We start from the raw sequence: 13,536 nt of genomic DNA, 5'->3' as shown, positions 1-13,536 counted from the left end.
GCTGACACGAATGAACAGCTTCCTTTTTGATTTCTACGCAAAAACGATTCATTTGACCACTTTATAAGTCGATCAAATGAATCGTTTTTCTATACTTCTTGGATCCAGCCTTCAGGAGCTTCAACATCACCAAATTGTATACCGACCAATTCGTCATATAGTTTCCGGATCGTCGGTCCAACTTCGGTCTGACTGTAAAAGACATGAAGATTATCTCTATATTGAATGCCACCGATTGGTGTGATGACTGCAGCGGTTCCGCATGCACCGGCTTCTTTGAATCGATCCAGCTCATCGATATAGACATCGCCCTCGATTGTTGGCATACCAAAGCGATCTTTTGCCAAATAAAGCAATGAATATTTCGTAATGGATGGTAAGATGGACTCTGATAACGGTGTAACAAATTCTCCATCTTGAGTGATCCCAAAGAAGTTTGCTGCTCCTACTTCTTCGATTTTTGTATGGGTAGCAGGATCAAGATAAATACAATCCGCAAAATCAGCTTTCACCGCTTCTAGATGGGGGTACAAACTACCGCCGTAATTCCCGCCGACTTTGCTTGCGCCCGTCCCGACAGGTGCTGCCCGGTCAAAATCCGTAACGATAAAATCAGCAGGTTTCAGCCCATCTTTAAAGTAGGCGCCTACTGGTGAACAGAAGACGATAAAGAGATATTCTTCTGCTGGCTGAACACCTAAACAATTCCCCACACCGATCAATAAAGGCCGCACGTACAATGTAGCCCCATAGCCATATGGAGGAACAAACTCCTCATTGGCCCGAACAACAGTTTTGATTGCTTCTAAAAACATACTCTCTGGTACTTCCGGCATCAACAAACGTTTAGCGCTCTGATTCAAACGTTGCGCGTTTTGATCTGCACGGAATAATTGGATTTTTCCGTCTTTGCGTCGATAGGCTTTTAATCCTTCAAAACACTGTTGGCCATAATGCAACGCCGTCGAAGCTTCGCCGATTGTTAATTCATTTGATTCTTGCAAGGTACCTTTTTGCCATTGCCCTTCTTTGAAATGTGCAACAAAACGATAGGGTAAGTTATGATACTGAAACCCCAGATTTGCCCAATCCATTTTTTCCATAAGTCGCGCTCCTTTATAAAAGAAAATCTATTTCGTTATTTTATACTTTCACCCAATAATACCTTTTTCTTTTTTCTACTATACTAATAACGAATATAGGGATGGATTTTGACTCAATTCAATAAATGACGGGTCAAAGTCAGCGATTCTAGCCAAAAGAGGCGCTAAGCTCTCTGGTTCCTTCAACAAGATACCAAGAACGACCGGGCCGGTTCCCCGATTGACCTTTTTTGTATACTCAAATCGAGTGATGTCGTCACCTTCCCCTAAAATATCGGTAACAAACTCCCGCAAAGCTCCTGGACGCTGCGGAAAATTGATCACAAAATAATGTTTTAATCCTTCAAACACTAAGGAACGTTCTTCAATTTCCGCCATCCGATTAATATCATTATTCCCACCGCTGATGACGCAAACAACTGTTTTTCCCTTGATTTCATCTTTGATAACTTCAAGAGCTGTGACACTTAGCGCGCCAGCCGGTTCAGCAACGATCGCTTGTTTTGAGTAAAGTTCTAAAATCGTTGAACAAACCTGTCCTTCCGGAACTGCTAAGAGCTGATCAACGTTCTTTTTACAAATATCATAAGTCAGCTGACCGACTTTTTTTACAGCTGCGCCATCAACAAATTTTTCTATCTCCGCTAAATCTACAGGTGCGCCAGCTTCAAAAGCAGCGGCCATTGATGCTGCTCCTGTTGGCTCGACCCCTATTACTTTTGTATTTGGAGATACGCCTTTCGCGTAAAGAGAAACGCCGCTTAGCAAGCCGCCTCCGCCAACCGCTGCTAAGAGAACGTCTACGGAAACCTGTTTTGCTTTTGCTTCATTGAAAATCTCTACGGCAGTCGTTCCTTGTCCAGCAATGATCGCATAATCATCAAAGGGTGGAATGAATGTTTGTCCTCCTTCAGCAGCAAAGTTTTTTGCTGCTGAAGCAGAAGCGTCAAATGTATCCCCAATTAATTTGACTTCGACATTCTCTCCGCCGAAAAATTCCACTTGCGAGATTTTTTGGTTTGGTGTGGTTGTAGGCATGAAAATCGTTGCCTTCACATCCATTTCCTTACATGTAAAAGCGACTCCTTGTGCGTGATTTCCCGCGCTGGCACAGACGATCCCTTTTGCTAATTCTGATTTTGGCAGCTGATGAATCGCATAGTAGGCTCCCCGCAACTTGAATGAACGAACTTTTTGCAGGTCTTCTCTTTTTAGATACACCTGACAATCGTACTTTTCTGAAAGATAACGATCATATTGTAACGGAGTTTTATTTACTGCTGGAGCCAAGACTTGATAGGCCGCCTCGACATCCATATATGTTAACTCTTCCATCCGCTCCCCAACTTTCTAATCCTGATTTACAAAAGGCATCATTTTACGCAATTCTGCGCCGACTGCTGCCATTGGATGATTACCGTTTTTTTCACGTAATTTGTGGAATTCTTTAAAGTCATTTTTATTGTCATCAACAAATTTTTTCGCAAATGAACCATTTTGGATATCTGTCAATACGGCTTTCATATTCTTTTTCGTTTCTTCTGTGATTACACGAGGACCGGAAACGTAATCGCCAAATTCCGCGGTATTTGAGATTGAGTAACGCATTTTTTCAAATCCACCTTCATAGATCAAGTCGACGATCAATTTCATTTCATGACAAACTTCAAAGTAAGCAAGTTCTGGCTGATAGCCGGCTTCAGTCAATGTTTCAAATCCGGCTTCGATCATGCTGGTCAATCCTCCACAAAGAACAGCTTGTTCACCAAAAAGGTCGGTTTCTGTTTCTTCTTTAAAGGTGGTTTCCAATACACCTACACGAGTTGCACCAATTCCTTTTGCGTATGATAATGCGACTTCTCGAGCATTCCCCGTTGCGTCTTGATGGACACCAAACAAGGAAGGTACCCCAAACCCTTCAGCAAAAGTCCGCCGAACCAAATGTCCTGGTCCTTTTGGCGCTACTAAAAAGACATCAACATCTTTTGGTGGTTGGATGACATCAAAATGGATATTGAAACCATGAGCAAAAGCCAATGCGTTACCAGCTTCTAAGTTTGGTGCAATTTCATTTTCATAGAGTGTTCCTTGTACTTCATCTGGTGCCAACACCATTACAACATCTGCTTCTTTCGTTGCATCTGCTACTGATTTGACATCGAAGCCATCATGTCTGGCTGCAGTTGCTGATTTTCCTTCACGGATCCCAACGACTACGTGGTTACCATTGTCACGTAAGTTTTGTGCATGGGCATGGCCTTGTGAACCATAGCCGATGATGGCAACTGTTTTACCTTCCAAGAAGTTTGTAGCTACTGATTCGTCATAATATACTTTTGCCATAATTAATTCCTCCAATTTTTTCTCTATCTCAAAAGCAAATGCTTGTAAGAGCAATTTAGTTTCCTCTGATAAAACTGGTGACTCCTGTACGTGCCAATTCTTTCACACCGTAGGAAGAGATGATATCCACAAACGCATCGATCTTTTCGCTGGTTCCTGTTACTTGTATCACCACTGACTTTGTGCCAACATCAATGATATTGGCCCGAAACGGATCAATAACCGATAAAAGTTCCGAGCGGATCGCCGCTGGTGCATTCACTTTAACTAACGCTAATTCTCTTTCTAAATGTGGTTCATCGGTGATGTCTGTGACTTTCACGACATCAATTTGTTTGTTTAGCTGTTTGGTCACTTGTTCTACTTCTGCAGGTGACTTTACGTGAATCACGATGGTAATGCGGGAAATATTTGGTTGTTCAGTAGAACCTACCGAGATACTCTCGATATTTACTTGCCGCCGGCTTAAAACACCGGTAAAACGGTTAAGGACACCGGAATTATTTTGTACTGTCGCTGTGATCGTTCGCCGCATTTAGTCCACCCCCAACATTTGATCATTTGGTTTACCAGCAGGAACCATCGGCAAAACTTCTTCTGTTCCCGGAATCATAACTTCCATCAAAACCGGTGCCTGTTTTTGGAAGAAATCCGCAAAATCCGCAAGCTGATTTTGCTGTTCGTATTTTTTCGCTTGTACACCGTAAGCTTCCGCAAGTTTGATAAAATCTGGCTGACTGTGAAAAACGGATTCTGATTTGCGGCCGTTAAAGAAGCGTTCTTGCCATTGTCGAACCATACCAAGAGAACCGTTGTTCAAAAGAATGATTTTGATCGGTAATTGATAATCATTCAAGATCGCAAGCTCTTGGCTAGTCATTTGAAACCCGCCATCGCCAACAAATAATACGACTGTTTTATCCGGGTGTGCTAATTGCGCCCCAATCGCAGCGGGGATCCCGAATCCCATTGTTCCTAAGCCGCCGCTTGTGATCAGCTGATTGGTATTTTTAAATGGATAAAACTGCGCAGCCCACATTTGATGCTGTCCAACGTCTGTTACAACGATCGCTTCTCCATCGGTGATTCTGCCGATTTCTTCAATGATCGCTTGCGGTTTGATTTCCTCTTCACTTGGTTGGTAATGGAAAGGATGGCGTTTCTTTCGAAGTTGGTTCAGCTCTTGCCACTTGCTACAAGAAACAGTAGCGTCTTCTGCTAACAGGGCTTGGAGTGCGGCCTTCGCATCACCAACGATCGGCAACTGCGTTTTAACTACTTTTCCGATTTCAGCTGGATCGATATCGACGTGTGCGATGATGGCATTCGGCGCAAATGATTGCGGCGCGCTTGCTAGCCGATCATCGAATCGAGCGCCAAAATTAATCAACAAATCGCAATCAGTCAATGCCATGTTAGCGGCAAATGTACCATGCATTCCTCCCATACCTAAAAACAATTCATGATCTGTCGGCAATGCCCCCAATCCCAACAAAGTTGACAATGTAGGAATACGATATTTTTCAATAAATTGACGAAACTCTGGGACTGCATCTGCGTAATGGATCCCTCCGCCAGCTAACACAGCAGGCTTTTTCGATTGCTTCAATGCTTCTATCAAACGATGAATCTGTAATTTATTTGGCTGGTATGTCGGCTGATAACTTGCCAGATGAACTGGCTTGCGTGCTGTATATTGGATACGACTGACAGTCAAATCTTTCGGCAAATCGATCACGACTGGACCTTTTCTGCCAGTGGTCGCAATATGAAAAGCTTCATCAATGATTTTCGGTAAATCTTCTGGGTAACGAACTTGATAATTATTTTTAGTGATCGGCATGGTGATTCCAACAATATCAGCCTCTTGAAAGGCATCCTTGCCGATACCAGAGGTCGCTACTTGACCGGTAAATACGATCAACGGTACAGAATCGCTCATTGCATCTGCTATCCCAGTCACAGCATTTGTTGCCCCGGGTCCGCTTGTAACGATCACTACTCCCGGTTTGCCGGTTGCTTTTGCGTAACCTTCTGCTGCATGTACTGCGCCTTGCTCGTGACGAGTCAAGATATGGTGGATACTATCGTCATACAACGCATCATAAAGTGGAAGGACTGCTCCTCCTGGATAGCCGAATACCGTATCGACATCATGTTCTTTCAAGACTTTTAGTAAAATCTCTGCTCCCGTGTAGTTTTTATCGGTCATTGGCTATCCTCCTTCCATAAATTTTGTTGCAAAATTGAGTTGATGTATCGAAGAATCTCATTTTGTTTTTATTTGTTCTCATATATCCACTCCATTCTTCTTAAAAAAAAGACACCCCATTAAAATTTAATGGGATGTCTTAAATCCCATTTGGTTAAGACAAACAGGACTTAAACATTAGCGTTTAGCGCAATGTCTTAAGTCCTCGATCGTAAAACAATGACGATGTTTGCAAAATTCTTAACCATGATGGGTATCTCCAATTCATTATAAAATTAAAATAAAATGTGTAAAAATTTGTTGAACTAAATATATACCTCGTTTTTTTTATTGTCAACACATTTTTTGCTAAAAATTCTGAAAATTCCATTTTTATTTTCAAATCAGTTGCTATTAGTTATTTTTAAGCGTATTGATCACCTCTGATCCCCAACTGGATCCCTTCAATGATCTGGTTTTACCTTTACCTACTGAAGAACATCTTTTAGCTGAGTTGACCAGAAAAATCTCATTTGTATACATCACTGCAAAATTTTTCTTGTACTTAGTTTGCTACTCTTAAAAATTGAGATTTTTTAAAAGGAAAAATATCCTCGACCATTTAGCCGTTCCATTCCTGTAAAATCTTCTTGTGATTGAATGATTTCAGTGACGTTATTTTATATTTTTTTAGATAGAGATGTTTCTCCTGAATGTCGACTGTTTTTCTTCTTTGTTCTGATGCCTTTATTGAAATTTTTTTGCTTAAAAAATTTTTTCTTTGATTCGTCTCTCCAAAGCGACGCAGTAATCAACAGGAGCAAGAACACTGCTTGTTTCTAACATACAGAAAAAAATTAGACTTTTAGATTTAAGTGAAACTCTTTTATCCCAGACATAAAAAGCCGATGATCTTACCTATTTACCGATAAACCGTTTTCGTTATTTTTTGATAACGTTTTATCTAAGAATGTGCTAAAAAATATCGGATTTCGATAGTTTTTTTAAATAAAAATAGATACAATAAATCGAATTTTATAAGGAGTGATTATTTGAATTATCTTTTAAGTTTTATTGGTTTTATTGTGGTTTTAGGGGTTGCTTACCTGATCAGTACAAATAAAAAAGCAATCCGTTTGAAACCATTGGTCTGGATGTTTTTCCTGCAATTTGTTCTAGGCTTTCTGCTGTTACGAACAACTGCCGGGACAACGGTTGTCGCTGGTTTATCAAAAATGTTTGATCAATTATTGTCTTTTGCTAATTCCGGTGTTGAATTTGTTTTTGGCGGCATCGCAAATAAAGGCAGTTTTCCTTTCTTCCTCAACGTTTTGATGCCGATTATTTTTATTTCCGCAATTATTGGTATCTTGCGATATATCAAGATTCTGCCATGGTTCATGCGTATGATCGGTTTAGGATTGAGCAAAATCAATAAAATGGGCAAACTGGAATCTTACAACGGAATTGCTTCAGCCATCCTTGGTCAGTCGGAAGTATTCATCTCTGTCAAAAAAGAGCTTCCGCTTTTAACAGAAAAACGTTTAGTCACGATGGCAATCTCAGCGATGTCTACCGTATCCATGTCGATCGTCGGCTCTTACATGGCACTGATTGATTCGAAATATGTGATTACTGCACTGGTCTTGAATTTATTTGGCGGTTTTATTATCGCATCCATCGTCAATCCTTATGAATTAAACGAAAATGAAGATGAATTAGTGATTGAAGAAGACAAATCACAGACCTTCTTCCAAATGCTGGGAGAATATATCTTAGATGGTTTTCATGTTGCGGTAACGGTAGCAGCTATGTTGATTGGTTTTGTAGCGTTGATCGCGATGATCAATGCGATCTTCTCAGGGATTTTCGGGATTTCTTTTCAAGAAATCTTGGGCTATGTCTTTGCTCCATTAGCACTTTTGACAGGGATTCCTTGGTCAGAAGCAGTCGATGCCGGCAGTATCATGGCCACCAAATTAGTCACAAATGAATTCGTCGCAATGACAGAATTAGCAAATGGTACGTATGCTTTCAGTGATCGGACAACAGCGATCATCTCTGTCTTTTTAGTTTCATTCGCAAACTTCGCTTCTATTGGAATCATCTCTGGTGCGATGAAAGGCTTAAACGAAGAAAAAGGCAATCTGATTGCAAAACACGGCTTGAAAATCTTATTGAGCGCAACACTGGTCAGCTTTTTAAGTGCGATCATTACCGGATTGCTCGTCTGATTTTTAATTGCTTCAATGGATTAGACAATTCATCGCTCCTCTTTTATAGATGGATGATGAGAGATAAAAAAGGAGTTCTCGAAATATTTCGAGAACTCCTTTTTTGATAGATCGAAACAAAACTACTTACGTTACGATCCTATTTTTAATGATATTTCTGTTATTCTGCTGCTTGGATCTCATTTTCCAGATCGGCATAGTCGATCTTAGCTTCAACAAAAGTTGGGTCGTTCACAGGAAAGTGTTGGATCAATGATTCGATCTGACTGATCTCAACATGCCCCTTTTCCACTTCAAAATCCATTACGTGACCGCCAAATGTCTTGGCTTCATCGACAAAATGCAGATGGAATCCTGCGACAGCTATACCTTGGAACAGCGCTGGCGTAAAGAAACCCATCAATGTTCCTTGGATGTTTTCTTGTTGAAATTCCGGCTGTACTTTTGACACTTCCACCAGTCGTTTATAAGGTTTTTCTTGTTTTGGCATGATTCGAATGTGCATATTTTTGAATAGACCGGTGACCTTGACGGCCAAGAAAAGATTTTCTCCTGCTTCATTAGACAGGATCTCTTTTTTCAGCGTTTCCCCATCCATCGCTTCGATATCATATTGCTTATCCGCCATAAAGTTGGTCACCGCAGCGTAGGATGCTGTTTCTGTACCAGATAACTGGATCAATGCGCCGTCTGAACGACCTTGATAAGCAACTCCGTCTAAAATAATGAGTTCGCCGTCTAATCCATGTAATGTACCTATTCCCAAAGATCCATGTTCAAGTATCTTCGAGATTGTTTCTGTTCCATCCAATAATCCGGCCATTAAAGCACCCATCGTTCCATGTTGGTATAAATTTTTTTCTAACACGTTAACACTTCCTTAATAAAATTGATCTGGTAAAATCGTTTCACCTAATTTTTCATTGTCGCGGTAATCGATAGGGATATCGATGATCACAGGACCTTCTGTTGCGAACCCTTCTTCCAACGCTTGTTCCAATTCTTCTACATTGGTTACTCGAAGTCCTTTAGCACCGAATGCTTCTGCATATTTTACAAAATCAACTGAGCCAAAATCCACACCAGATGAACGTTGGTATTTCATTTTCTCTTGGAATTCCACCATATTATAGTGTCCATCGTTCCAGATCAAGTGGACGATGTTTAATTTTTTACGAACCGCCGTTTCCAAATCTTGGGCAGAGAACAAGAAGCCGCCGTCACCTGAAACTGAAACGATTTGCGTATCAGGACGAACCAACGCCGCAGAGATCGCCCATGGCAAAGCAACACCTAATGTTTGCATCCCATTGCTGAATAACAAATGGCGTGGTTCATAACTTCTGAAATGTCGTGCCATCCAAATGTAATGACTGCCCACATCGACTGTGACTGTCATATCATCGGTGACTTTTGATTGCAGCGTATTGATGACTTCTAATGGATGCAAAATCCCTTCATCGCCTTGTGTTTCCACTACATCACGAGCGGTCAATTTTTCTTGTAAAGAGGCAAGATATTCTTTTGCGTCTGTTGAAACTTGATTGGTTTCTAAAGAATCGTTCAAGAGTTCCAGCGTAGCGGAGATGTTACCGATCAATTCTCTTTCCGGCTGCATATAAGGATCGATTTCCGCTGGTGTTTCATCGATCACGATGATCCGTGCATCTTTTTCTGCGTTCCAGTTGCGAGCTTCGTATTCGATAGGGTCATAACCGATCGCGATCACTAAGTCACTGCGTTTTAATAACATGTCTCCAGGCTGATTTCTGAAAAGTCCCACACGTCCAAAGAAGTGTTCCTCCAATTCCCGTGAGATGACACCGGCTGCTTGGAAGGTTTCAACTACCGGCAAGTCAGTTTTATCTACTAGTTTACGGATCGCAGCTGTTTCTTTTTCACTGGAACCACGCATACCTACCAATAAAACCGGCAATTTTGCGTCACGGATCTTTTCTGCCAAATAGCGGATATCATCAGCTGATGCTGAACCTAGTTGTGGATCTTTCAATGGTTTGATGACCTCGCCTTTTACAGGCGCATCAACTACATCTTGAGGAATGCTGATAAAACTGGCACCTTTTTTAGAACTTTTTGCCATACGATAGGCATTAGCAATGATTTCTGAGATGGTTTCAGGATCTTGTACTTCCACACTGTATTTAGTGATTGGTTTGAACAACGCTGCATTGTCCATGCTTTGGTGGGTCAGTTTCAATAGATCGCTGCGTTTGACTTGTCCAGCGATCGCTAACACCGGGTCTCCTTCAGCGGTTGCGGTCACTAAACCTGTAGCTAGATTACTAGCTCCTGGACCGCTGGTAGCGATCACGACTCCAGGTTCTCCAGTGATCCGACCGATCGCTTGAGCCATAAACGCCGCATTTTGTTCATGTCTTGTAACGATCAATTCAGGACCTTGATCTTCCAATTCATTAAAAACCCCGTCGATCTTTGCTCCCGGGATTCCAAAAACATAATCTACCTTATGATTGATCAAACTTTCTACTACAGTTTTAGAACCTTGTTTTATCTCTTTGGTCATTGAAAATTACCCCTTTTATGCTCTGTTTTTTCTAAATAAAGAAAAAACAAGCATCAATATTAGTACAGTTTTTAGCCCTGTTGCATTAGCTAGTATAGCATGGTCTTTTCGATTTGTTTAGTATTTTGTTTGAAGAATAGGCTTTCAATCTCTATTTAATAAATCCGTAAACAACCAAACTAACAAAATTCTTGCACGACAAGCGAGACAGTTCCGATTGACACCGTTTACAATTTCGCTGTTTTAATTAAAATAGAAGCAACTTGTATGGGAGCACTTAAAAAACGGCGTAAAAAGTTCGATTCTCCAATATTCATTGTTGTTCTCATATTTATGTCTGATTTTGATCAGTTAACTTCTCAATACTTTTTCCAAAGCTTTTCCTTTTGCCAACTCATCAACAAGTTTGTCCAAATAGCGGATTTTTTGCATCAATGGTTCTTCGATGGTTTCGACACGAACACCGCAGACTACCCCTTTGATCAAAGATACATTAGGATTCAGTTGTGCTTGATCGAAAAATTCTTCAAAAGTTGCCTTTGTATCGATCATTTCTGTTCGTTTCGATTCATCAAAACCTGTCAGCCATTCAATGACTTGATCTAATTCCTCTTTGGTCCGTCCTTTACGTTCGACTTTTTGAACATACATTGGGTAGATACTGGCAAATGTCATTTGATAGATGCGGCTCATAAAAACTCTCCTTCAAATTGCAAATTATTTTCTTTCTATTTTATTATACAGAAATACCGAAGTTATGTATAATGCTAGTAATCAAGTAACGACCACTATACTAATTCTTAAAAAGGAGCGGCTTTTCTATGCACGTGCGCCCTATGACCAAAGAGGACAATCAAGCGGTGATGACCTTAGTCAAAAGATCTCTTGAACATCTGGATCTGGCACTTCCCGGTACCGCCTATTTCGATCCTCATCTTGATCATTTATATGACTATTATCAGACACACACTCCGGGAAATTACTGGGTGCTGGAACATGAACATACGATCATCGGCGGGGTCGGGATCGCTCCGTTTTCAGCTTCTGAAAGTATTTGTGAATTGCAGAAGCTTTATCTCTATCCGGAATTTCAAAAATCAGGTTTATCTCATCAATTGATGCTTACCGCTTTGTCATTTGCGAAAAAACATTACAGATCTTGTTATTTAGAGACCCATACTGATCTGAAATCTGCCTGTGCCCTTTATGAAAAGTATGGTTTCGAATCTCTGGGTCATCCTTTGAATGGCAGTGAGCATTCGGCAATGAATGTCTGGTATCTCAAAAATTTATCAGATACAGATTTGTGACACTAAAAAACCTGTGATAGAAGCCGCTCAAGCTAATAATCGATTAGCTCTGACTTCTGTCACAGGTCTTTTTGATCAGTTATTTGAGGATTACTCTACGCGAGGTTCTCTGTTTTCTTGTACTTTATCCACGCCTTTGTTGACTGCGTGTTTAGCTTTATTTGTTTGACGTGAAGCGAATTCGCCAGTCGTTGCGGCAGCGCGAGACATTTTGTCTTGTACTGTATCGCTGTCTTCTTCGTACTCTTCTTTTGATTTGATATCCGCCACATTGACGTTGACTTCAATGACTTCAAGATCAGTCATCTTCTTCACTTCATCATGGATCAGTGTCTTCATTTGGTTATAGATTTCTTTGATATTGCGGCCATACTCTACCACGACATCCATATCTACAGCCACTTGTTTTTTACCAACTTCCGTATTGATACCGGCTGCTGGATTATCTGTATTCACTAATTTTTCGGCAACATTCGAGAAGAAGCCGCCATCAACAGTCAATAGTCCATCAATTTTATCTAAAGCGATCCCGATAATTTTTTGGACTACTTTATCATCATAAGTTACTTCGCCTCGAATATCTGATCCGTCTGTTTCAGAAGAAGCGTTGTGCGGCATGGATTGAGAGTCGCCATGATGCGGTGCCGCTGGTCCTGAATGATGTCCAGCGCCCATGCTGTCATGTTCCCGTTTCGCATTTTCTTTAGCGATCTCTTCTGTTGCGTTTGGTACAACTGGATCTGGATGTTCAGTTAATGGTTTTTTGTTTTCTGTTATGTTTGGATCAACTGGATCTGGATGTGCTGATACTGGTTTTACATCGTTGTTTCCTGGTTTCATGTTGTTGTTCATTACTGGATTCCCCCTAAGTTTTATTTATTGTTTAGATAATTATCTAACAGTCCGTGGTTTTTTACATACATTCCAATCGCCGCTCCCAAAAATGTAATAATCAGCAGCAAAAGGGTTTTAAAAAATCCGATTGTTAATAGCAAGATTGCTAAGACTAATCCAATGCCCCCGCCAATGATGGGGAGCTTGTAGTCTAAAAGTAGATCTTTCATGACGTTGCCCTCCTATTGCACCCGCGAGTCAGTATTTTTTTTCGATTTCTCTGTATCAAAATTGGTAAAATTGACGTTGACATCGATTGCTTTTTCTTTTCCAAGCATTTGTTGCAGTTCTTGTTGGATTTCTTTCATCAAGACATCCATCTTTCCAATAAGGGAAGAAGTTCTCTTTAATTTCCCATTGACGTTGACTTTGATTTTTCGCTCCGTAGCATGAACATTGATCCGCGGTTTTTCCACAAATTCCCGCTGATTCAGTTTAGAACTGACGTAGCCTTCGATCGCGCTCTTTTTCAAAGTCAGTGTTCCTTTATCCTCTTTTAAAACAAACGTCTCTTTTGCTTTTGGATAGAAAAGGATCACTACTATCAGAATCAGCAATAAAAGAATGAAGATCGTAGCACTCCAAAACAGATATTGCCGCAAGAAATAATTGATTTCTGAAAATGATCGAATCGACGCAAAACCAAATGGTAATTCAAAATACGAGTTGTTCATCAACATGACTGGCAACAAGGTAGAGATTAAAATGATGGATATGATTACCAGTAAAACTTTCCAGCCTTTTTTCATTTCGCGCCTCCTTTCTTTTCTGGAATTTTATAGAACTCTTCTCCCCCCTTTTAAAATGTTCTGTTATAAAAAGAGCTGCGGCAAAACAACTATCCATACAGATATTATTGTGCTCCTTGCTTTAAAGAATGACTTTCGGCATTTTCCGCTGATAGTATGAACATTTC

At 40.6% G+C, this 13,536-nt stretch carries 13 protein-coding genes; 2 read left to right on the top strand and 11 right to left on the bottom strand.

Annotated features, from left to right (window positions below; translation table 11 throughout):
* Positions 1-89: 89 nt before the first annotated feature.
* The 5 genes from EFB00_RS12140 to ilvB form a co-directional block, all read right to left on the bottom strand.
* The gene (locus EFB00_RS12140) at positions 90-1,103 is read right to left on the bottom strand and encodes a branched-chain amino acid aminotransferase (RefSeq protein WP_122647150.1); all 1,014 of its coding nucleotides are present in this window, start codon (positions 1,101-1,103) and stop codon (positions 90-92) included.
* 78 nt (positions 1,104-1,181) lie between these two features.
* Positions 1,182-2,438, bottom strand: coding sequence for a threonine ammonia-lyase IlvA (ilvA, locus tag EFB00_RS12135; RefSeq protein WP_122647149.1), 1,257 nt, complete (start codon positions 2,436-2,438; stop codon positions 1,182-1,184).
* A 15-nt stretch (positions 2,439-2,453) separates the two neighbouring features.
* Positions 2,454-3,446 carry a ketol-acid reductoisomerase gene (ilvC, locus tag EFB00_RS12130; RefSeq protein WP_122647148.1) on the bottom strand — a complete coding sequence of 331 codons (993 nt, stop codon included), beginning with the start codon at positions 3,444-3,446 and terminating at the stop codon, positions 2,454-2,456.
* A gap of 55 nt (positions 3,447-3,501) precedes the next feature.
* Entirely contained in the window at positions 3,502-3,981 is a 480-nt protein-coding gene (ilvN, locus tag EFB00_RS12125) for an acetolactate synthase small subunit (RefSeq protein WP_122647147.1), read from the bottom strand.
* The gene (gene ilvB, locus EFB00_RS12120; RefSeq protein WP_122647146.1) at positions 3,982-5,658 is read right to left on the bottom strand and encodes a biosynthetic-type acetolactate synthase large subunit; all 1,677 of its coding nucleotides are present in this window, start codon (positions 5,656-5,658) and stop codon (positions 3,982-3,984) included.
* 1,031 nt (positions 5,659-6,689) lie between these two features.
* Between ilvB and EFB00_RS12115 the strand changes: the two genes are divergently transcribed.
* Positions 6,690-7,871 (top strand): NupC/NupG family nucleoside CNT transporter, encoded by a 1,182-nt coding sequence (locus EFB00_RS12115; RefSeq protein WP_122647145.1) that lies wholly within the window; start codon positions 6,690-6,692, stop codon positions 7,869-7,871.
* Between the two features lie 160 nt (positions 7,872-8,031).
* On the opposite strand, the gene budA is transcribed toward EFB00_RS12115, so the two are convergent.
* From budA to EFB00_RS12100, 3 genes are all read right to left on the bottom strand, one after another.
* Positions 8,032-8,739 carry an acetolactate decarboxylase gene (gene budA / locus EFB00_RS12110; protein ID WP_122647144.1) on the bottom strand — a complete coding sequence of 236 codons (708 nt, stop codon included), beginning with the start codon at positions 8,737-8,739 and terminating at the stop codon, positions 8,032-8,034.
* Between the two features lie 12 nt (positions 8,740-8,751).
* Positions 8,752-10,416, bottom strand: coding sequence for an acetolactate synthase AlsS (gene alsS, locus EFB00_RS12105; protein WP_122647143.1), 1,665 nt, complete (start codon positions 10,414-10,416; stop codon positions 8,752-8,754).
* A 351-nt stretch (positions 10,417-10,767) separates the two neighbouring features.
* Positions 10,768-11,109 carry a DUF2200 domain-containing protein gene (locus tag EFB00_RS12100; protein ID WP_122647142.1) on the bottom strand — a complete coding sequence of 114 codons (342 nt, stop codon included), beginning with the start codon at positions 11,107-11,109 and terminating at the stop codon, positions 10,768-10,770.
* A 128-nt stretch (positions 11,110-11,237) separates the two neighbouring features.
* On the opposite strand from EFB00_RS12100, the gene EFB00_RS12095 reads away from it, so the two are divergent.
* The gene (locus tag EFB00_RS12095; RefSeq protein WP_122647141.1) at positions 11,238-11,726 is read left to right on the top strand and encodes a GNAT family N-acetyltransferase; all 489 of its coding nucleotides are present in this window, start codon (positions 11,238-11,240) and stop codon (positions 11,724-11,726) included.
* 90 nt (positions 11,727-11,816) lie between these two features.
* Here EFB00_RS12095 and EFB00_RS12090 read toward each other — a convergent pair whose 3' ends face one another.
* Genes EFB00_RS12090 through amaP form a run of 3 tightly spaced genes read right to left on the bottom strand, consistent with a single transcriptional unit; the run spans position 11,817 to position 13,369 of the window.
* Positions 11,817-12,578: an Asp23/Gls24 family envelope stress response protein gene (locus tag EFB00_RS12090; protein ID WP_122647140.1), complete on the bottom strand. Its 762-nt coding sequence runs from the start codon at positions 12,576-12,578 to the stop codon at positions 11,817-11,819.
* 20 nt (positions 12,579-12,598) lie between these two features.
* Complete coding sequence (locus EFB00_RS12085; protein WP_122647139.1) at positions 12,599-12,790, bottom strand: DUF2273 domain-containing protein; 192 nt, start codon at positions 12,788-12,790, stop codon at positions 12,599-12,601.
* A 12-nt stretch (positions 12,791-12,802) separates the two neighbouring features.
* A complete protein-coding gene (amaP, locus tag EFB00_RS12080) occupies positions 12,803-13,369 on the bottom strand; it encodes an alkaline shock response membrane anchor protein AmaP (protein ID WP_122647138.1) in 567 nt (188 codons plus the stop codon).
* Positions 13,370-13,536 lie beyond the last annotated feature (167 nt).

This window comes from Enterococcus mediterraneensis (genome assembly GCF_900604485.1).
Classification (GTDB): domain Bacteria; phylum Bacillota; class Bacilli; order Lactobacillales; family Enterococcaceae; genus Enterococcus_C; species Enterococcus_C mediterraneensis.
The sequence above is the reverse complement of the archived record's forward strand: the minus strand, read 5'-3'. Positions and strand labels throughout refer to the sequence as shown.